The sequence below is a fragment of the Cytobacillus oceanisediminis genome (assembly GCF_022811925.1).
In the GTDB taxonomy this organism is placed as follows: domain Bacteria; phylum Bacillota; class Bacilli; order Bacillales; family Cytobacillaceae; genus Cytobacillus; species Cytobacillus oceanisediminis_D.
In genome coordinates, this window is record NZ_CP065511.1 from 5,157,524 (window position 1) to 5,179,071 (window position 21,548).

A 21,548-nucleotide genomic window follows, 5' to 3' on the forward strand; every position below is an offset into this window, starting at 1 on the left:
AGGCTTTAAAAAAATTCCAAAAATAGAACCTTACAAAAATACGAATCGTCTAATTACCAAGAAACAAGAATTGTGAGGAGAAAAATGATTAATTTGGCAGATGACTCAAAAGCAGAACCTCTAGATATTTTAGATCGTGAAGAAAAACTTAAGTGGTTAATGAAAGCCTATGGAAATGATGTTATAAGAATTGCTTATACATACCTTAAACAAAAACATTTGGCAGAAGATGTGGCACAAGATGTGTTTATAAAGTGCTACGAGAAAATGGATACATTTAAACATCAATCATCATATAAAACGTGGCTGATTAGAATTACAGTAAACAGATGCAAAGATGTTTTGAAAAGCTGGTCCTTTAAAAATGTACTTATTACTGACTTTTTTAAATTTAAACAATCTCATTCTACTCTTGAACAACAATATTTTAACTCGGACGAAAATGAAACAATTTCTCAGCAAGTCATTACACTGCCAGTGAAATTAAGAGAGGTCATTATTTTATTTTATTATCAGGATTTTTCAATTGAGGAAATAGCGGATTTGTTACAGATTAATCCTAATACAGTGAAAACCAGATTGCATCGGGGACGCCTTAAGTTAAAAGAATCACTGGGAGCGTGGTCATTTCATGCAGAATGAATTGGAAAATTTAAAAGAAAAAATGGAAAAAAGCGTTTTAAAAGATGTGTACTTTGACAATAAACAGTATCAAAAAGTCTTATCCACAATTAATAAATCTAAATCTCAAAAGAAAGTCATTCCGCTAATAAATAAGTTTAATGCTTTGCTCAGCTTTTCGGTTGTTTCTGTACTATTTCTGGGAATCACATATTTTGCTGGAAAACAGATTAATTTATTTGAAACCAACAGAGCTACTGAGCCAAAGGAAAATATACAGGAACCTTTAGACACATTGGATGAAAAAAGTGATAAGGACGATAAGACTACCCTTAAGACTGTTGGTCAAATAATCGAATATAACGGGATGATAAGCGAACTCCTTGTTTTAAAAGAAGCAAACAAAACAATCGATCTAAATCCAATATCTCTTACTATTAACAATATAAAGTTAATAAATATGAAAGTTACTGAAGAATATCCATACGGCTCATCCCAGTCCGAAGGGTTCGGCAGTAAAAATTATAACTACATGCTCATTGATTACTCAGTGGAGAACACCTCTGAAGATAGCCTTAGATTCTACCCCCCTATCGATAAGGTCATATTAAACACGGGTGAAAAAAAAATAGCCGCTAATATCGAGTTTAGGGATAAAAATAATGGGGGGGAATTTGACAGTAAAGAAAGGGATGAATCAAGAATTGGTTTTATAGTGGAACCGGAACCACTGAAAGTAAAAACGGTAAAAATAATAACTAGCAAAGTTACCGATAAAGAGAATAACACAATTGCAGAACCACAAGAAATTACCTTTGAATTAAAATAAAAGGTTGGAGAATGAAATATATAAAATGATTCTTGATGAATATAGTGTTTCCCATCTTTCATGATGCTTTTTACTAATTCCTGATTAAGATAAACATAAATGGTGTTCTTCTCACCCTTAACGATTCTAATTTTGCAATAGCCCACTTAGAGTCATTCAATGAAGAGTCTAAATGGGCTATTATGGAAGAAATAAGTTTTTTTCTAACCGGCCTCTTTATATCTATATACAATGAGTTAAATCACTCTTTTAATTTAATCAAACGTTTGATTAAATGTTAGTTGCAGTTTAATAGAAAACTTGCTATATCAAAATATAAAGACTTTTGTTTATTATTTTACCAGCTAACCGTAATCCATCCATCCTCTTTTTGATCAATTGTATACGCTTTGTGTCGCGTAAATTCAACACTAACCTTTGCCCCTGTTTTTTTTTACAAAATCTATATTTTCAGTCATGCCTTCATATACGAACCCCTCTCCTGTAAACACTTCTTTAAGCAATTCCGAATAGCCAGAAGAAGCAGAGGCATAGCCAGTACTGTACTGCTGGTATAGATCATTTCCCCATTTTTAAACATTGCATAAAGATCAGTGTCCTGCACAACGTATAGCTTTGAACCATATTTGGCTGCAACATTCATAATATGTTTTAATCTATTATTCTCACTAACATCAATGATTTCCACATAAACGAGATCGCCATATTTAATTGTTGTCACCTGTTCCTCTTCATTTTCCTGGGTTTCATTATTGGCATCTTTGTTTTTTTCAGTTATTCTTTCTTTGTTTTCAATCGATTGAACAACTTCTCCAGTCTCCTCCAATTTTTCTGTTGCTTCACTTCCTTTTGTTAGTATCTTGTTTGTAGGGGAAATTTCTTTGGATTCCATAAGTTTTTCTGTGTTACCATCTTTATACTCAGCGTACTTCTGTGATTGTGGAATTTCATTTGATACCAGCTCTTTCTCATTTGCATTCGTTTCTTTAGGTGCACCTCCATAATAAAATGCACCCATTGCAGATAAGGACACCGCAGTAAGGATTATTAACGGAATTTTCCCTTTCATCTCCTCCACACCTCTCCCAGTGGATCTATATTAGTTAGACGTTTAAAGATGAAATGAGTTTCAATATTTACCAATTTTATTTCATTTGTGTTACAAAATCTTCTTGATAAATTTACTCTGTCAATAATCTTTTTTTCAAAACCAAGATATTAACACTAATCTCCATTTGAATAAAAATAAACAGGACAGAATTATTCTGCCCCGCACACTCACAATATATGAAACTGTAATATTAATAACTTAATCCAACCAAATAATGAAATCCAACATATTCCCCCTATACAAGTACCCCAAAGCAAACCATGAACAAAGTTTTCTTCTTTATACATAGCACACCCCTTATTAGGATTCTCTTAAAGTGTTCCAACAATTATTTATAGGATACATTACACTACATGCAAAGGGTGTCGTATAAAGTGAAATTAATTACTTCCAATTTGAAGAAAGTTCGACACTGGGCTCTAAGAAAAAAATCGTGCTGCCTAAACTCGATGATTTGTGTAGGTGAAAGTGGTTAATGATATCTAAAGAAGGAGAGAAAAGCAGGTAATAAAGAAGAAGAAAATTAATATTACAACTCTTCTTCTTTATTAATGTAGAATTGTTTTTTATAACTCGTAAAGCTCAATAGGCAAACCATCTGGATCCGAAAAGAACATGAATTTCTTATCTGTGTATGGATCTATTCGCACTGATTCAACATCAATACTATTTGAAATAAGGTACTCTTTCCATTCCTCAATATTATCTACCTCAAAGGCTAAGTGCCGAAGTCCCGCTGCTTCAGGAAAGCTTGGACGTTCAGGAGGGTTTGGAAACGAGAATAGCTCGATCTGGTAAAGCCCGCTCACTTCCAAGTCCAGTTTGTATGATTGGCGCTCTTCTCGATAGACTTCCCTTAACATTTTTAACCCAAGGATACTCATATAAAAGGTCTTGGATTTTTCATAATCAGAACAAATGATAGCAACATGATGAACACGATTAAGTTTCATATGAGTTCTCCCAACGCAAATATAGCCTCCCTGTACGGGAGGCTCTTAGTTTTTAGTACATTTGATTTTTATGCCAGTTCCATGCACTTTGGATAATTTCCGTTAAATCCCTCTCTGCCTTCCAGCCTAATTCTTCATGAATTTTTTTGGAAGAAGCTATAAGTCTGGCTGGGTCGCCTTCACGTCGATCCCCAATTTCAACTTTTGCCTGTATTCCTGTTACCTTTTCACAAGTCTCAATAACTTCCTTAACTGAATACCCTAATCCGTTCCCTAAATTATAGGTTGCAGTTTTATTTCTACGTTCTAAGAGAGATTCTAAAGCTAATATATGAGCGTTAGCAAGATCAGTTACATGGATATAGTCCCGGATACACGTTCCATCTGGAGTTTCATAATCTGAACCAAAGACAGACACTTTCTCCCTATACCCAGCTAAATGCTGAAGGATAATAGGAATTAAATGTGTTTCAGGATTATGACTTTCACCAATTTCAGCTGTCTCAAATGCACCTGCTGCATTGAAGTAACGCAACACCACATAATTGATATCATAAGCCTTAGCGTAATCTGCAAGAATTTGTTCAATCATTAATTTTGATCTGCCATAAGGGTTAATTGGATTAGTAACTGTCGATTCCCTAATCACGTCTACATTAGGGATTCCATAAGTAGCAGCTGTCGAAGAAAAGATAAAGTTCTCCACACTGTGCTTTAGCATAACCTTTAATAGAGTTAATGTAGCACTAACATTATTCTCATAATATTTCAATGGATCTACAACTGACTCCCCAACTAAACTGTTTGCTGCAAAATGCATAACACCCTTGATAGGATACTTTGAAAAGATAATATTTAATAAATCTTCATTTCTCAAATCACCTTCAACGAAAATAGCCTCTGGATCAATTGCCTTTTGGTGGCCAGTAGATAAGTTATCCAAAACCACAACCGATTCTTTTTTTATTAACTCTTTTACAAGGTGGCTCCCTATATAGCCAGCTCCTCCAATTACTAAAATCATTGAAGAGCCTCCTTTATTTTTCCATTATCGTTCTCTTAAAAAAACAATTTTTTTGTAATATACCAAGTATTTATTAATTGTAATTCCAGTAAGACTTATACATACTAATTTTCTTTACCCAAAAGGCATTTATATTCTTATGTTTTTTACCCAGCTTATATCCAATAAACTTGGCAGCATTCCTTACAATTGATAATGGAATTAGATGAACCAAACCTTGTTGAATCAAGAACTGCCATTCTGACTTTACAAATTTAAACCCTTCGCCTTCTGGTTGAGAGAACTTATTCAATATCCAACTTTCCTTACTGTGAAAAACTCCGATATCAAAATTTCTTTGAAATTCTTCAAGAATTGAATAGTTATGAGAGTGAAAAACTTTCGCCTCCGAAACGTATGCTATCGAATAACCTTCTAAGATTGCTTTGGAAGCAACAAACATATCCTCTCCTAAAATCACATTGTCTGGAAAGCCACCAACCCGTGTTAGGAATTCTTTTCGGTAAGCTGCGAATGAGTTAGATGAGAAAACTGTTTTTAGGCCTAATAATTCTTTATCTCCCAAGGATTTAATGCTAGATTTATCTGGATAATTAAATAATCTTGCAAACGAGCCAAACACTTTAGCATTACTATGGGGAAGTTGCCGTCCATAAGTAATAGCAACTTTTTCATTTTCAAAAGCTTTTACTAGGTTATCAATACTGCTTTCATCATACAAAAGAACATCCTGCGTCAAATATACAAGATAACTTCCTTCAGCTTCTTTTAACGCTAAATTTCTTGTACCACCATGATTGAATTCTTTTCTATTAATCTTAACTACTTTGGCCCCATAAGTAAGTGCAATCTCTCTAGTTTTATCATCTGAAGATGAATCAATCACTATTAGTTCAATATCCTCTCTTTTCGGAATTAAAGGGAGCAAGCTGCTAAGTTCTTGCTCCCCATTTAAAGTAGGAATGATAATCGAAATAGTTTTCATTTTGCATTATCCAATCTATTTAAAAATATATTAAGTGATTTTCGCCAGTCCGGCATTTCATTAAATCCGTTTAATTTCAAACTCATATGCTGTAAAACCGAATAAGCTGGACGAGGAGCAGGTCGTGGAAAATCTTTCGTTGTACAAGGTATTACCTTGGCATCTAGTTTAGCTTTCTCGAAAATTTCTACTGCAAATTCATACCAAGAACAACTTCCAGCATTTGAAATATGATAAACACCATATCTTTCAGTCTGAATTAAATCAATAATACGATCAGCTAAATCAACCGTATAAGTTGGACAACCAACCTGATCAGCTACAACAGAAATTTCTTTCATTTCCTTTCCAAGTTGTAACATAGTATTCACAAAATTATTTCCATGCTTTCCGTATACCCAAGAGGTACGAACAATAAAAAATTTGGAATGAAAATCATGTACAAAATGCTCACCAGCAAGTTTTGATTTTCCATAAATGCCTATAGGGTTTGTTGATTGGAATTCATGAAGGGGTTCTTTTGCAGAACCATCAAATACATAGTCCGTACTTATATAAACTAATTTTGCTCCAACCTTTTCAGCTGCAACAGCAACGTTTCTTGTACCAATCGAATTAATTAAATAGGCCTGATCGGGCTCTGATTCAGCTAAGTCAACTTTCGTATGAGCAGCTGTATGGATCACTACATCTGGCATTATTGATTGAAATATATTTTTAAGCTGATCTTCATTGGTGATATCTAAATCTTGTCTCCCATATCCGTATACGGTATAACCTTTTTCTTGTAATTTTAACACTACATCTGTCCCAAGTTGCCCCTTAGCACCAGTTACAATAATCTTCATTCTTTATCACCGTATTGTTTAGCGTAATACTCCAAATATGAACCTGACTTAATATTTCTCCACCAGCTTTGATTGTCTATATACCATTGGATGGTTTCTATAATGCCTGTATCAAATGTATATATTGGTCTCCATCCGAGTTCATTCATAATTTTTGTAGGATCTATTGCATAACGCTGATCATGACCAAGGCGGTCCTCTACATATTTAATTAAGCCTTTAGAAACTCCAAGTTTTTCTACAATTAATTCAACAATATCATTATTGTTCCGCTCATTATGGCCTCCGACATTGTATACCTCCCCTGGTGTCCCTTTATGAATTACAAGATCAATTGCAGCACAGTGATCATGTACATGAAGCCAGTCACGGATATTTTTTCCATCACCATATATCGGCAATTCCTTACCCTCTAAAGCATTGGTCACCATAAGAGGAATCAGCTTTTCAGGAAAGTGATAAGGGCCGTAATTATTCGAGCAACGTGTTATATTTATGTTCATTCCGTACGTTTCAAAGTAAGATCTGACAATTAAGTCTCCTCCTGCTTTACTTGCAGAATATGGGCTATTAGGAGTAAGTGGGGTTTCTTCAGTAAAATACCCTTCCGATCCGAGTGTTCCATAAACCTCATCAGTCGAAACTTGAACATATTTTTTTAATTGATTTTCTTTAGCCACATCCAATAAGGTTTGTGTGCCTAATATGTTACTTTTAATGAAAATATCAGGGTCTGTAATACTTCGATCCACATGGGACTCTGCTGCAAAGTTTACCATTACATCAATATCATATTTTTTCACCAGGTAATCCACTAGTTCACGATTATTTATATCACCTTTTACAAATAGATGATTTGGATTACTTTCAAGTGATTTTAAATTTTCTAGGTTACCAGCATATGTTAACAAGTCATAGTTTACTACTTTATAATCACTGTATGTTCCTAAAATATAATGAACGAAATTACTCCCAATAAAACCGGCTCCACCTGTTACAAATAAATTCATTTTTTATTCTCCCATTCAAAGTTATTATCTGATTCCGTAAGAATTGGATGGTTTTGATCCTTTTCTGATAAAATCGGGTTAGCGGTTGGCCAGTCAATTGAAAGAAATGGATCATTCCACGCTATTCCTCTGTCATGTGCAGCAGAATATAGTTCATCCACTTTATACTGCACTTCTGTATTTTCAACAAGAGTACAAAAACCATGTGCAAATCCCTTAGGAACTAACAATTGTCGTTTATTTTCAGAAGTCAAAATAAAACCTTGCCATTTCCCATAGGTTGGCGACCCCTTCCGAATATCTAGGATTACATCATAAATTGCTCCTCTAGTAACACGAACTAGCTTTGTTTGAGCTTTTGGTTCCAACTGATAATGGAGTCCACGCAATGTTCCTGAGGGTTGAGATAAAGAATGGTTATCCTGTATAAATTCACTTGTAATACCAAGCTCTTTAAAAACTGAACTATTATAACTTTCCATAAAAAAACCGCGGTGGTCTCCAAATACAACAGGTTCTAGGAGAAACACCCCAGGTAAATTTGTCTTTATTTTTTTCATTGTTAACCTCCTAAGTTATAACTGGTAAATTGGCTGTTTTCGATTTGCCAGTTGAAGTAAATAATCTCCATATTGATTCTTACTTAAGGGTTGGGCAAGTGCAAGCAGCTGCTCTTTATCAATGTAACCTTTTATATAAGCAATCTCTTCTAGACAAGCAATTTTTAAACTTTGTCTCTTCTCAATTGTTTCGATAAATTGCGAAGCTTCTAACAAAGATTCATGGGTTCCTGAATCAAACCAAGAAAATCCACGCCCCAATATCTCAACGTGCAATTCTTCTAATTCTAAATAAGCTTTATTTACATCTGTAATCTCCAACTCCCCCCTTGCAGAAGGAGTAATATTTTTAGCTATATCAACTACTCGATTATCATAGAAATATAGTCCAGTGACAGCATAATTCGATTTCGGCTCTACGGGTTTTTCTTCAATAGATCGAACCTTTCCATTATCATCAAAATCTACTACGCCAAATCTATGTGGATCATTAACATAATAACCAAATACTGTAGCTCCACTTTTCCGATTCACGGCGTTCTTTAAGAGAGATGTTAAACCATGACCGTAATAAAGATTATCTCCCAATATTAAAGCAACTTGGTCATCTCCAATAAATTCCTCCCCAATTATAAATGCTTGTGCTAAACCATCTGGAGAGGATTGTACTGCATAGGATAATGAGATACCTATATTAGATCCATCTCCCAATAACTCTTTAAAGCGAGGAGTATCTTCAGGAGTTGAAATGATTAAAATATCTTTTATTCCTGCTAGCATTAAAACAGAAAGTGGATAGTATATCATGGGCTTATCATACACTGGCAATAACTGCTTTGATATTGATTTAGTTAAAGGATACAGCCGAGTACCGCTTCCCCCTGCAAGTACAATTCCTTTCATAATTAAACCTACCCCTTTTGAAAATAATTAATTGAAAAATAATCCATTTTTTATTAACTCGTTTTTTATTACTTGTAGATATGCATTTCCAAACTTTTTATCCGGCTCTAAATAAGTACCTTCTGCCCATTCGTTCCAGGCATTAATAAATAAGAATTCCTCATTATTATTTAGAGCTTTTTGCAACTGAGCACCAAAGTATTTCTGAAAATCCATGGGATTACTATCATTAATAATAAGTGCTTTAGTTCCTTTTCTCGGTGAATTATCCCACCCAACAAATGCACCTTTATAGATTTTCTTTCCGTTCAGATCATGATTCTGTCTTTCTAAAATTCTATCCCAGACTGTTTTATATTCCAGAATATCTAATGAATTTTTCTCATTAAATTTACTTAGTATTTTTTTCTTAGCAAAACGGACCCCTTGTGTGTGCAGTGGCAAGTAATGTTTTATTGTATACATTGGTTCAAATTCTACAAAACCTGAAATATTTTCACTATTTGCATCTTTATTATCAAAAGATGTTAGCATAGATATAATATGTAGCCCCTCAAACCCCTCTTGTTTCGCCCGATAATTCCAGTATTTTAACATTCCTTCATGGTTCTTTATACTTGATAAGCGATAAATTAGAAATAAGGGTTTATTTCCTTGCTTTATATATCTTTCATCTTTAAAGAAGGGAAGTAAATATTCAAAGTGCTGTTCCCAATCTTCTTCTTCACCATACTCTTGAGGCATAAGAATTTCTTTGTCTTTTCCATCCCAAGCACGTGTCCAAGGTTCGTTTGCCCAGGAAAAGCAAAAAGGAATAGTAATTTTTTTATTATCAAGCATTTGTTCTGCTGGTTTCTCAAGCAACTTTTTACCATTGAACCAATAGTGATAATAGCAAAAGCCCCCCACTCCATTCTTTAAAGCAATTTCTGATTGCCATTCTTGTATATCTTTATCTAAAAGGTTATAGTAATTCTCCTTTTCAGGAATTCTAGGTTGTTGATGATTTTGGAAAAGAGGTACGCTTTTTTTTACATTTGTCCATTCTGTAAAACCTTCTCCCCACCATTTATCATTTTCAGGAATTTGATGAAATTGTGGTAAAAAAAACGCTAATACTTTAGTCATATTTTTGTTTTCACCTTTTTCTATTTTTTCTGGATAAATTTAGCTAATCGATCATTTACATTATTTAATTGACCAAAATAATAATTCACATTTTTCTTTTGTTCAGTAATATAATTGTAATAAAAATCCAAAGATCCATTTGCAGAATCTAATAACTCCTCAAGATTTTTTGGGAATTAACAATATCCGATTTTTCTTTTTGTAACACCTTCATTAAAATTTATACTAAAAGAACCTAGTGCGTGACCTCATATAATAGTGTTGAGTCTTTCCTATTACAAATTTGAAGGATTTGATAATTTCGTATGCATTTAAGTCCTTATAAGAAATAAATTGTTCTTTGTTTAAAAGCCCATTGTCAAAGAATCTCTTAAATTGTTTCAATTTATTTAAGGGATGCATTTTTATAAATAAGTTAATATCTTTTTATTTGTTACCTCTATTATTGATCTTAGATGTTCATAATTTTCTTCTATTCTTGGATCACCAGAAGAAATGTAGACCATATCCTCCTTGTGGGATTTAATAATCGTTTCTTGGTTAATTTTCAAATTACTCAATTTTACGTTTCCAATAACTTCAGTTTTTGGTGGATTTTTAAAAGTCTTTAATATTTCCTCATGATAATTACCCCATAGAATTACATAATCTGCACCAGCAAAGTCATGAAACCCACCTTGTTGAAAAAAACCATGTTGCATTAGTAAGACTTCTATTGATAATTTTTCATTTTTTTGTATTTCCTGGATTGCCGACAATAGACCTGGGTTTGAAATAAAATGAAGACCATATATTACTTTAGGTTTAGTACACTTTAAAATATTATATGCATTACTAAAATCTGTTAAATATTTCTTGTAAAATAATTCAAGAGAATACTTTTTCAATATCATTTTTCTACAATCATAAAAGTAATTTTTGATAAACTTAACATTTTCCTTATATATACATTTTAATTCGCTAATTGAATATTCTTCAAATTGATCTGCATATATTAACTTAAGATTTGGGTGAGAATGAATCCATGATTCCTCAATTTTTTTATCCTTTTAGGCAATACCACTTTTACTGAATTATTAACTGAGAGGGCCTTAGCAATATTTTCAAAAAAGGAGTAATCATTTCTAAAGGGATAAAAGAAAACAAAATGTCAGTTTGACCTAAGTTATTTGTAAAACTAACTCTTTTCTCTTTTGTTTTTGTATTTAAAAACAAAAAGTTTTGGCTTTCTCTTTAAATTTATCTTGCTGTTTAGCAAAATTAATCTATCAATATTCTCCGAGAAATTTTTTGAAAAAAAAGGGAATGCTAAACTATGTGGTATCTTCTTATTCATTAATGCTCCCTCTTTGTATTTATTTATAGTTGACCACTTGATGAAAAACATATTGCCTTTTTGCTTTATTTATTACAGATAATAATGCCAATCACTTCATTTGCGATGTTTTTTTACTTAGCTGCAAAAAAGCGAAAGGTGCAACAGAACGGATCATAGAAATTTTAGAGGAGCCGTTATAAAAGCATCAAGTAATCCAAACAGGGTGGTTTTACCGCTTCCGCCTGGACCGACTAGGGCCACTATAGCTCAGAAGAACTGTTCTGGAAAATATCTCACTGGAAGCTAATAATCAGTTTTGAAGTAATATTTTCTCTTCTGTAACTTCTGTAATAAAAATAAGTAAATCAAAAATAGAAATATAACATAGATGTTTAAATTAAAAAAACTAGATATCCTACCCATGGTAAATAACTGGATAACACCATTAAGATATATATATCCAAAAATACTTATATAAATTAAATTAAGTGAATGGATAGCTCTGTAAAACAAATTAATAAAAATACCAAAAATACACCACTAGCTACCAATACCATGAAAAGTGAAATTGGATTAAACATTATATTTAAAATGGCAGGATATCCCATCGTAAAATTTATCCCACTTTCTATAAAGGTATAAGCTTTATTAGGGGACACCAAAATCATTAAGGATTCTAATCCACTTGTGTATTTACCATTATCTTTAAGTGTGATTACCTCAATTTCATTTTTTATATTTTGGGCCTTTTCCATATTATTTTGTAATCCTGCTAAATAGTCAGTTCCCCACCAGACATGACCTTGAAGACCAAAAACCCTATATAAAACAAAATCAAATGCTTCATTTTCCGACATATATTCTGAGTATTCATCTACTTTTAGATTGATTGTTAGTAATATAAAAACTAATATTAATAATGTAGAAGTAAATAAGTATTTTAAAGTTTTCTTCCTAATCCTTATCTTTACTACAGAGAAGAAAGGAATTAAAAACATTAATAAAATAATATACAACGCTGAAAATTTATTGCCTTGTAATATGGCTCCTACAAAAATAATAAAAGATTTACAAGAATAATAATTTTTATACGTTTATTATTCTTGCATAGTGTAAACACTACCCTAACAAGAAAGCCATAAAAGCAACATTACTAAATACCTTACCTAAAATAGGAATGTTATATAACACTGAGTATTCACTAAAATTAAATCTGGTATAACCATTTCCATATTTTTGAAACACATAGAAAGCATCAATTAAATTTATTACCGTGCAGTAAATATAAAAGTAATTAGCACCTAATAACTATTTCTTTTTATGGATAGGTTTTGAATAGGAAACTTTGAGTTACCACTAGGTAAGAATTTTAATACTATAAGACTTGAACTAAAAATATAATATTTTGAAGTACTAATCTATAAGTAGCACCTGTTTCAAATGAAACTCTCTCTTGTTCAGTGATATAAATTCCTTGTTCTATATAATAAGAAGAAAGGATCGTCCAAAATTGAGCCATATAAAAAGAAATAAAATGGCCAATATCGGTTGTTTTTAAAAATCAAATAACTAAATACCATATAAAATAATATGGCAATTATATTTAGAGTATTAACCAAGATAAAAACTCCTAAAATTTAATCTCTTTATTAATTTTTATACTTAATAGATATCCAAAAGTAAATATTCATTAAGATGGAGTATATAAGATAGGATATACTAGTCCCAATTGCTATCGAAATAATATTATAGTTTATTTTTAGGAGGATGATGCTCAGAAATATATTTATTATTAATGCTATCATTTGTATAGTGATATAAGATTTTTGTTTATTAGTTGAATTGAAATAATTTGCAGAGAAGCCAACTAATGTTACTGGGTATATTCCTAGGATTAAAATTTGTGCACTTTAATACCATTTATATAATCTGGCATTAACCACTTCACTAAAAACGGTAATGAAAAGTACCTATAAAAACAACAAGTCCCATAAATATCGCTAAAATTTTATTAACTTGCAAATAATATTTTTTTATTTCTTTATATTTATTCAGACTTACATTCTCAACAATTTTGGGATATAGAACTTGCCCCACAACTTGTGGTATCAGCATCATAGTGCTAAAAATCAGCATACCCACACCATAGTTTCCTACGTCCTCAGGACTCATTAACAATGAAATGATAAGCCTATCACTTGCAATCATTAAACTCCAAACAACCCCTACCAATAAAATAGGAAATCCAATTTTAATAAGGTGGATGAATTTCTTAATATTGAAAATTAGTTGAATGTTTTTGAAAGAATGACGTCCAAAATAGACTTCAATTATTAATGATAATAATATTCCAATATATAACCCTTCATAACCTACTAAAATAACCAATAATAGAGTTAGAACAGACTGTGAGGTACTCTTTATAAAAATTAGCTTAGACACAATATGAAAATTTTGTACAGATTTGTAGTACATCTCAACATAACCAGATAAAAAGAAGTATCGAAATCAATGCAGTTAAAGAAATACCTGTCTTATATTCAATATCTAAATTTAAAGAAAATAAAGTTACGCTAAATATTACTAAAAATAAAACAAAGAGTAATGGCAGTGTAAATAAAAAGGAGAATGTTAAGTTTCTTACTTCTTTTACCCTTTGAAATTCTTTACGTGCTAAATAAAATGGCACTTCGCGGTTCATACCATTAAGTGTACCAAGTTGCATCATTGGAATGAAGGTGAATGCTATTGAAATAGTCAAATAATAGCCATATTGTTCTGGACCAAGAATATTCCTTGTAGCCACCCCTACCAAAAAGGTAAAGATTGCAGATATCAATGAAGCAGAACCCAAAGATAACAAGCTATTTATAATCTTATATTCAGCTAGTTTTTTCAATATCGACATCTTAATAACTCCACTTAATAATCAAAATATCTCTTTAAATAAAAGTGGCGATCCCGCTTTAATATCTTTACTAGATTTAGTATCAATTAACTGATCATAATACTTTGGCTTAAGTCCATAGCCAGGTCGAACAATTCTAATATTTTCTTTTGTGAACTTCTCTCCAGCTTTTATGTCCTTTGCTACATATATAGATCTTCTAAATTTCAAAGAAGCTCTTTCCATTTTTGTTGGACCATATGTTATTTTTCCTATAGCTTGCCATGCACGTTCTGTTTCTATAACTAGTGACTTCATTTCATCTGGTTCCATAGAAAATGCAGAATCGACACCCCCATCTGCTCGAGATAGGGTAAAATGTTTCTCGATTACTGTTGCGCCCAGTGCTACACTTGCAACAGCTACCCCTGTTCCCATTGTGTGATCCGAAAGACCTACCTGAACATTAAATAGCTCTCTCATATGCGGAATCGTCGAAATGTTCGTATTTTCTGGTGTTGCAGGATAAGTACTTGTACATTTCAGAAGTATTAAATCCTTGCACCCCGCTTCTCCTGCAGCACGAACTAACTCATCCAACTCTGCTACGGTAGCCATACCAGTAGAGACAATCATTGGCTTTCCTGTTGATGCTACTTTTTTAATCAAAGGAATATCAGTATTCTCAAAAGAAGCAATTTTATATAATGGTACCTCCAGCTCTTCAAGAAAGTCTACAGCTGTTTCATCAAATGGGGTGCTAAAAGGAATCATACCTAAATCGCGTGCCCGATCAAATATAGGTTTATGCCACTCCCAAGGGGTGTAAGCTTGTTGGTACAATTGATATAAGTTTTGACCATCCCACAAGCTATTTTCATCGTCAATTTTAAAATCTGGATTCTCAATATTTAAAGTCATTGTATCCGCTGTATAAGTTTGAATTTTCAGTGCATGTGCACCTGACTTAGCAGCCGCTTCAACAATTTCTAAAGCACGATCAAGTGACTGGTTATGATTTCCTGACATTTCTGCAATAATAAATGGTTTATTATCCGATCCAATTTTAATACCTTCTATATTAATTGTTTTCATAAAAAATACCTACCCTCAATTAAACTTCTAATATTTAATGAATTTTTCTCCCACTCTTCTTTGAATAGTCCAAATAAATGAACATCATGAAATCTATCATTTTTAATTACATGTTTGCGAAGCAGCCCTTCTTTACTAAAACCAAGCTTTTGATGAAATGTTACACTTTTATTATTAAAGCTTATAACTTCAGCACATAATTTCCTGATTGACAGTTCTCCAAATATATAATTTAAAGATGTATATCCCAAAAGTGTTCCCATACCCTTTGGAGCATCATTTGCACCGATATAAAAGCCCCACTCACACTTATTATTGGTTCGATCAATTTTATTTATATTTAATATTCCATATGGAACATTATCATAATAAAATACCTTAGATAAACTTGTGTTGCTATCTTTTAATCCTTCATACCAATTAAGATGCTCCTCCAATAAAATAATGTTGCTATTATACATCACTTTTCTAACCGATTCCTTATTACGCCAATCAAGTATTTTTTCCAAATCCTTTTTACAAATATCCTTTAGCTCTGCCTTTGAAATTGATATCATTTTGTATCTCCAAAATTTTTTTGATAAGTAGTCTATCTTTTAAATATTTGGGATTTACGATTTCCCTACTACTTTTAATCATCGCATTCATTTTAGAATTATCGTTACAAAGTTCATTCAATTTTATATTAATATCTTCAGATGATACTTCCTTACTTTCACCTAAACAACAAACTGCACCTTTTTCAGCGATAGCAGTTGATAACTCGCTTTGGTTATCTGCTACCACTATTGTAATTGCCGGTAATCCAAGGAAACATCTTTCCCATGATGTCGTACCACCTGCCCCAATTGCTAGGTCCGCATTCATCATCAGTTCAGCCATATTCTTTACTTGGCAAAAGTATGATACATTTTCCATTGTTTCACATAATTCACTTATCAAGTCTTTCCTTGGATTGTTTAATCCAACAACTACATTAAACTTAATAGCAGAATAAGCTCGCTCTTGAATTGCTTTAATTGTTTTTAATGTTTCTTCAGTAGGATCAGTACCACCAAAAAATATAAGAACATTCTCTATATTCCCATCACGTTTAATTTTACTTTGATCAATAAATAAAAATTCATCGCGTAATAAAACATAGTTAGGCCCTAATAGTTGAATACACGAATCTGGAACTAATCCTTTGTAACGGACATTTAAATTAGGATAATAATTTTGGTCAAGTAGGATATCACAGTCATGAGGTCGATTAGCAAGGTCATCTATCACCATGATATGTTTTACGTCTAATCGTAACTCACTCTCCCATACTGTATCTATCCCATAGTGATCAATGATTAGCAAATCTACTTTTTGGTTTATGCTTTTTAATGCTAACTTTGTTTCTTGTACATCCTTAATCCAATTTTCTCTAATCCATTGCCAATGATTTTGAATTTCATCAGATATGGCAAGAGTAAAAACATCAAAGCCCTGATCAATCAGAAACGGAATACTGTTTCCTGGGAAGTCTCGACAAACAAAAATAATATTTGCTCCTTCTCTCTCTAGCTGTTTTGCCAATGTAACACAACGCATTACATGGCCAGTTCCTATCTGAAGAGAGGAATCAGTTCTAATTACGACATTCATTTTCATCCCAACCTATATCTTCTTTTGTTCGATATGGGCATTAAGATCATTCCATTGAGGATTTATTTTTAATAATTCTATAACATCTTCTAAGGAGAATTTTTCTTTTGTATTGTATAACTCGCCTATAATTCGTTTAATCAATTCAAAGTCTTCCACTGTGTCAACCGTCCAGCGGTAAGAACCGTAATCTCTCTTACTACTTACATTTTCAAGCTTAAAAAGCTTAGGGTTAGAATAAATGTATGCTGTCACATGTTCTCTATCTCTAGGTAGAGTAGCTTCATGATAAGCCCTTTTTAATGATTCGAATGAAAAGACTTCTGTATCAAGTCCTCTTGGATAAGTTCTTTCTAGTGTATTCGAAACATAATCTATAGTACCTTTATTATTTAAATAATGGTTCACCACTTTATCAATCACTGCCGGATCAATGATTGGACAATCAGATGTTAAACGTACAATAATATCGATATCATGATTCCTTGCTGTCTCGTAGTAACGAGATAATACATCTTGTTCAGAACCACGATAATAGTCAACTCCCAGTCTTTCACACACTTCTATAATGGGCTGTTCATTTTCTTTTACAGTAGTTGCTACAATAATTTGATCTATAGTATTAGAAAGTCTTACTCGCTCCAATTGATACTCTAGTAATGGCTTCCCATTAACAGTTTTCAATATTTTCCCTGGCAGTCTTGTAGAGCCCATACGTGCTTGAATGATTGCTGCTACTTTCAATGAAACACCTTCTCTTATTTCATTTTGAATATGTTTTCACAGTTTGCGTGAAAATACTAATTACATCTTCTACATCTTGATCTGTCATTGCTGGGAACAAAGGTAGTGAAATAATTTCTTCATATAACTTTTCAGCATTCGGTAATGAGCCCTTCGAATAACCGAGTCCCTGGTAAAACGGAAGTAAATGTACAGGAATATAATGGACATTTACTCCAACATTTTGCTTCTGCAGTGCTTCAAAAATATCTTTTCTTCCCACAGATAAATCATCTAAATTCAACCGAATAATATATAAATGCCAACTTGAGTCTCCTGACTCATTTTGAAAAGGAGTGATAACCTCAGGAATTTCTTGAAAGGCCTGATTATATTTAGCTACTATTTCTTTACGCTTTTCTACAAACATATCTATCTTATCCATCTGACTACAGCCTAAGGCTGCCTGGAAATCTGTCATTCTATAATTGTAGCCGAGAAATTGCATCTCGTAATACCATGGCCCATGGTTTTCTTGCATTAGCTCAGTATCTCTGGTGATTCCATGAGAACGGAATTGCAAAAGCTTTTCATAGTATTTCTTATTGTTCGTAACAATCATACCGCCTTCACCTGAGGTTACATGTTTGACAGGGTGAAAGCTGAACATGGTCATATCACTTAATGATCCCACTTTTTTCCCTTTGTATTCAGCCCCAATAGCATGCGCAGCATCCTCAATAACAACTAAGTCATGCTTCTTAGCTAGTTCATGGATTTTATCTAATTCTACTGGTTGTCCAGTAAAATCTACTGGAATAATTGCTTTAGTATTCTTCGTAATTTTGTTCGCTATTTCATTTGGATCAATGTTATATGTTTTAGGATCAATATCAGCAAAAACCACTGTTCCACCTTGATATAGTACACAGTTGGCACTAGCTGCAAACGTCATTGGAGTTGTGATTACTTCATCACCATTACCAATACCAGCTGCAAAGCAGGCACCATGTAGGGCAGCGGTACCATTTGAAAAGGCTACTGCAAATTTCGCTCCAACATATTCTGCTACTTTTTGCTCAAATGCTTGTATAGCAGGTCCAGTCGTTAAATAATCACCTTTTAAAACCTTAACAACAGCCTCTATATCTTCCTCATCAATCCACTGTTTCCCATAGGGTAAATAGGTGTCTCTAGTCGTTTCAGAAACATTCTTTGTCTTCATTATGGTCCTCCTAAAAAAGAAATGTAATCAAAGATTACATTTCTTCTACTAATGAACGTAATTCGTCAACAGTAAGCCATTCAGTATTCAAATCACTCGTGTATTTGAAACCATCCTCTAATTCCTTACCATCATGTTTATACTCTTCAGACCACCAAGGAAATTCAGGTTGAATTACATAGTAGGATTCAAATTCTAATGTACGTCTTGCATCATCTTCAGTGATCATCGCTTCATGCAACTTTTCCCCTGGACGAATTCCAACATATTCAATTTCACACTCTGGAGCAATTGCTTCTGCCAAATCAGTAACTTTCATGCTTGGAATTTTCGGAACAAAAATTTCTCCGCCGTTCATTCTATCTAAATTATCTAAAACAAACTGCACACCTTGCTCCAATGTAATCCAGAATCTTGTCATTCTTTCATCTGTGATTGGCAATTTACCTGTTTCACGGATTTTCTTGAAGAATGGAACAACACTTCCACGGCTGCCAACTACATTACCATAGCGTACAACAGAGAACCTTGTATCCTTATCTCCTGCATATGAATTTGCTGCAACAAATAATTTGTCAGAAGCAAGCTTAGTTGCACCATATAGGTTAACAGGACTAGCAGCTTTATCAGTACTTAAAGCAATAACCCTTTGTACACCACGATCAATGGCAGCTTCAATAATATTTTGTGCACCATGGATATTTGTTTTAACCGCTTCAAACGGGTTATATTCACATGCACCTACATGCTTTAACGCTGCAGCATGAATTACTACATCAACTCCATCAAAAGCTCTATATAAGCGGTCCTTATCACGAACATCCCCAATGAAGAAACGAATACGAGAGTCAGTGAATTCCTGTGCCATCTCATATTGCTTTAATTCGTCACGGCTAAAAACAATAACTTTTTTAACATCCTGTTGTAATACCTTATTTATAAATTTCTTACCGAAAGAACCCGTTCCTCCAGTTACTAAAATAGTTTTTCCATTCAGATTATACATAATATATTCCTCTTTCTTTTATTTGATTTTTATTTTATTAGATTTCATTAATAGTACTCTTGTATATAACTACTAATATGCACCTTTTCTTAGCAAAACAAGTAATACAGTTTTAATTAAAATCTTAATATCTAATGATAGAGATTGATTATATACATAAAATAGTTCAATATCTACTCTTTCTGGGTAACCAACATCACTTCTGCCACATACTTGCCAATAACCAGTGATTCCCGGTTTTACTGAAAGAAATTCTGCTTTTCTATGTTTATATTCCATTAACTCTTCCTTAACTACAGGTCTTGGACCAACTAAACTCATATCACCTTTTAGAACATTTATGAATTGAGGTAACTCATCTAAGCTTGTTTTCCTAATAAATTGTCCAAATTTTGTTATTCGAGGATCTTCTTCTGGCTCTAATTTATAATTATTAGCTTTATATTTTTCATATAGAGCTTTATCACTCTTAAGTTTCTCCTCTGCTTTTACCACCATGGAACGGAACTTATAGATATAAAATTCTTTACCATCCTGCCCTATGCGAATTTGCTTAAAGAAAATTGGGCCTTTATTATCGCCAAACACATAGAATAGAGAAAGCAAAACGAATGCCGGGAATAATATTATAAGGCCAAATATAGAGCCAATTATATCTAGTGACCTCTTTATACCTCTTTCAAATATACTCTTTTGCAGAATAGGGCTTTCTTTTAAATATTGACTTGAATTCAGTTGAGCTTTTGCCATCACGATACACCTACTTTCTTCTCAAACTCCTTTATTTTTTCTTTCATATAGCAAACAATTTCTTCTTCTAAATCTTTATGTTGTAAAGCAAATTGAATAGTTGTTTTCACAAAACCAGAGGTTTCTCCCACATCGTACCGGTCTCCTTCGAAATCATAAGCAAAAACTCTCTGGATCTGATTTAGATGCTGGATTGCATCTGTTAACTGTACCTCACCCCCGGCACCTTTTTCTTGTTTATCTAGGAACATGAAGATTTCAGGTGTTAAAATATATCGACCCATAATTGCTAAATTAGATGGTGCTGTGCCTGGCTTTGGCTTTTCTACAAAATTACTGACCTGATAACGTCTTCCATTCTGTGTCTCAGGGTCAATAATTCCATAACGATGAGTGTCTTGTTCAGAGACTTTTTGTACACCAATAACAGAAGAATGAATTTCTTCATATTGGTCAATTAACTGTCTTAAGCAGGGCGTGTCGCTTTGAACAATATCATCACCAAGCAGAACAGCGAATGGCTCATCACCAATAAAGTTACGGGCACACCATACTGCATGACCTAATCCCTTAGGTTCTTTTTGTCTAATGTAATGGATATCTGCCAAATTCGTAGAGTAGCGCACCTTTTCTAGTAAGTCGAGCTTCCCCTTTTCAGCCAGATTCTGCTCAAGCTCTGGTGCAAAATCAAAATGATCTTCAATCGCACGCTTCCCTTTACCAGTAACAATAATAATATCTTCAATTCCTGAAGCTACCGCTTCTTCCACTATGTATTGAATTGTAGGTTTATCCACAATTGGCAGCATTTCCTTTGGCATCGCTTTTGTTGCTGGCAAAAATCTTGTACCGAGACCTGCAGCAGGAATAATCGCCTTACGTACCCTCTTCATTAATTCTTTTCTCCTTTCAATTGTCAAAGCTAAAATGCCCAAAA

General features: G+C 33.1%; 23 protein-coding genes and 1 pseudogene. 2 read left to right on the forward strand and 22 right to left on the reverse strand.

Annotated elements, in window-relative coordinates:
- Positions 1-84 precede the first annotated feature (84 nt).
- Together IRB79_RS25925 and IRB79_RS25930 are read left to right on the forward strand one after the other, a co-directional pair.
- Positions 85-642 (forward strand): sigma-70 family RNA polymerase sigma factor, encoded by a 558-nt coding sequence (locus IRB79_RS25925; RefSeq protein ID WP_243506001.1) that lies wholly within the window; start codon positions 85-87, stop codon positions 640-642.
- Entirely contained in the window at positions 632-1,450 is an 819-nt protein-coding gene (locus IRB79_RS25930) for a hypothetical protein (RefSeq protein ID WP_243506002.1), read from the forward strand. The genes IRB79_RS25925 and IRB79_RS25930 overlap by 11 nt, the downstream gene beginning before the upstream one ends.
- Positions 1,451-1,904: 454 nt before the next feature.
- On the opposite strand, the gene IRB79_RS25935 is transcribed toward IRB79_RS25930, so the two are convergent.
- The 22 genes and pseudogenes from IRB79_RS25935 to galU all read right to left on the reverse strand — a co-directional run bounded on the left by IRB79_RS25935 (position 1,905) and on the right by galU (position 21,504).
- Positions 1,905-2,519 (reverse strand): hypothetical protein, encoded by a 615-nt coding sequence (locus IRB79_RS25935; protein ID WP_243506003.1) that lies wholly within the window; start codon positions 2,517-2,519, stop codon positions 1,905-1,907.
- A gap of 608 nt (positions 2,520-3,127) precedes the next feature.
- A complete protein-coding gene (gene gloA2 / locus IRB79_RS25940; RefSeq protein WP_243506004.1) occupies positions 3,128-3,514 on the reverse strand; it encodes an SMU1112c/YaeR family gloxylase I-like metalloprotein in 387 nt (128 codons plus the stop codon).
- Positions 3,515-3,566: 52 nt separating this feature from the next.
- Positions 3,567-4,538 carry a UDP-glucose 4-epimerase GalE gene (galE, locus tag IRB79_RS25945; protein ID WP_243506005.1) on the reverse strand — a complete coding sequence of 324 codons (972 nt, stop codon included), beginning with the start codon at positions 4,536-4,538 and terminating at the stop codon, positions 3,567-3,569.
- A 73-nt stretch (positions 4,539-4,611) separates the two neighbouring features.
- Positions 4,612-5,523, reverse strand: a complete 912-nt coding sequence (locus IRB79_RS25950; protein ID WP_243506006.1) for a glycosyltransferase family 2 protein — start codon at positions 5,521-5,523, stop codon at positions 4,612-4,614.
- Positions 5,520-6,371 carry a dTDP-4-dehydrorhamnose reductase gene (gene rfbD / locus IRB79_RS25955; RefSeq protein ID WP_243506007.1) on the reverse strand — a complete coding sequence of 284 codons (852 nt, stop codon included), beginning with the start codon at positions 6,369-6,371 and terminating at the stop codon, positions 5,520-5,522. The genes IRB79_RS25950 and rfbD overlap by 4 nt, the downstream gene beginning before the upstream one ends.
- Positions 6,368-7,381: a dTDP-glucose 4,6-dehydratase gene (gene rfbB, locus IRB79_RS25960; protein WP_243506008.1), complete on the reverse strand. Its 1,014-nt coding sequence runs from the start codon at positions 7,379-7,381 to the stop codon at positions 6,368-6,370. The genes rfbD and rfbB overlap by 4 nt, the downstream gene beginning before the upstream one ends.
- The gene (gene rfbC, locus IRB79_RS25965; RefSeq protein ID WP_243506009.1) at positions 7,378-7,941 is read right to left on the reverse strand and encodes a dTDP-4-dehydrorhamnose 3,5-epimerase; all 564 of its coding nucleotides are present in this window, start codon (positions 7,939-7,941) and stop codon (positions 7,378-7,380) included. Before rfbC ends, rfbB begins: the two co-directional genes overlap by 4 nt.
- 15 nt (positions 7,942-7,956) lie before the next feature.
- Positions 7,957-8,844 (reverse strand): glucose-1-phosphate thymidylyltransferase RfbA, encoded by an 888-nt coding sequence (rfbA, locus tag IRB79_RS25970; protein WP_243506010.1) that lies wholly within the window; start codon positions 8,842-8,844, stop codon positions 7,957-7,959.
- A gap of 27 nt (positions 8,845-8,871) precedes the next feature.
- On the reverse strand, positions 8,872-9,972 hold the full coding sequence (locus tag IRB79_RS25975) for a glycosyltransferase WbsX family protein (RefSeq protein ID WP_243506011.1): 1,101 nt from the start codon (positions 9,970-9,972) through the stop codon (positions 8,872-8,874).
- A 404-nt stretch (positions 9,973-10,376) separates the two neighbouring features.
- Positions 10,377-10,865 (reverse strand): hypothetical protein, encoded by a 489-nt coding sequence (locus IRB79_RS25980; RefSeq protein WP_243506012.1) that lies wholly within the window; start codon positions 10,863-10,865, stop codon positions 10,377-10,379.
- Between the two features lie 728 nt (positions 10,866-11,593).
- Positions 11,594-12,288: pseudogene (locus IRB79_RS28260) on the reverse strand (DUF6418 domain-containing protein).
- A gap of 651 nt (positions 12,289-12,939) precedes the next feature.
- Entirely contained in the window at positions 12,940-13,191 is a 252-nt protein-coding gene (locus IRB79_RS28265) for a polysaccharide biosynthesis C-terminal domain-containing protein (protein WP_431833455.1), read from the reverse strand.
- 46 nt (positions 13,192-13,237) lie between these two features.
- On the reverse strand, positions 13,238-13,765 hold the full coding sequence (locus IRB79_RS25990; protein ID WP_243506014.1) for a lipopolysaccharide biosynthesis protein: 528 nt from the start codon (positions 13,763-13,765) through the stop codon (positions 13,238-13,240).
- A gap of 1 nt (position 13,766) precedes the next feature.
- A complete protein-coding gene (locus IRB79_RS25995) occupies positions 13,767-14,198 on the reverse strand; it encodes a hypothetical protein (protein ID WP_243506015.1) in 432 nt (143 codons plus the stop codon).
- 21 nt (positions 14,199-14,219) lie between these two features.
- Positions 14,220-15,272: a pseudaminic acid synthase gene (gene pseI / locus IRB79_RS26000; protein WP_243506016.1), complete on the reverse strand. Its 1,053-nt coding sequence runs from the start codon at positions 15,270-15,272 to the stop codon at positions 14,220-14,222.
- Positions 15,269-15,829, reverse strand: a complete 561-nt coding sequence (gene pseH / locus IRB79_RS26005; RefSeq protein WP_243506017.1) for a UDP-4-amino-4,6-dideoxy-N-acetyl-beta-L-altrosamine N-acetyltransferase — start codon at positions 15,827-15,829, stop codon at positions 15,269-15,271. Before pseH ends, pseI begins: the two co-directional genes overlap by 4 nt.
- Entirely contained in the window at positions 15,789-16,907 is a 1,119-nt protein-coding gene (gene pseG, locus IRB79_RS26010; RefSeq protein ID WP_243506018.1) for a UDP-2,4-diacetamido-2,4,6-trideoxy-beta-L-altropyranose hydrolase, read from the reverse strand. Before pseG ends, pseH begins: the two co-directional genes overlap by 41 nt.
- Positions 16,908-16,919: 12 nt before the next feature.
- Entirely contained in the window at positions 16,920-17,651 is a 732-nt protein-coding gene (locus tag IRB79_RS26015; protein WP_243506019.1) for a cytidylyltransferase domain-containing protein, read from the reverse strand.
- A gap of 19 nt (positions 17,652-17,670) precedes the next feature.
- Complete coding sequence (pseC, locus tag IRB79_RS26020; protein ID WP_243506020.1) at positions 17,671-18,855, reverse strand: UDP-4-amino-4,6-dideoxy-N-acetyl-beta-L-altrosamine transaminase; 1,185 nt, start codon at positions 18,853-18,855, stop codon at positions 17,671-17,673.
- Positions 18,856-18,889: 34 nt separating this feature from the next.
- Complete coding sequence (gene pseB, locus IRB79_RS26025; protein WP_243506021.1) at positions 18,890-19,861, reverse strand: UDP-N-acetylglucosamine 4,6-dehydratase (inverting); 972 nt, start codon at positions 19,859-19,861, stop codon at positions 18,890-18,892.
- A gap of 72 nt (positions 19,862-19,933) precedes the next feature.
- A complete protein-coding gene (locus IRB79_RS26030) occupies positions 19,934-20,611 on the reverse strand; it encodes a sugar transferase (RefSeq protein ID WP_243506022.1) in 678 nt (225 codons plus the stop codon).
- Positions 20,611-21,504, reverse strand: coding sequence for a UTP--glucose-1-phosphate uridylyltransferase GalU (galU, locus tag IRB79_RS26035; protein WP_243506023.1), 894 nt, complete (start codon positions 21,502-21,504; stop codon positions 20,611-20,613). The genes IRB79_RS26030 and galU overlap by 1 nt, the downstream gene beginning before the upstream one ends.
- Between the last annotated feature and the right edge of the window lie 44 nt (positions 21,505-21,548).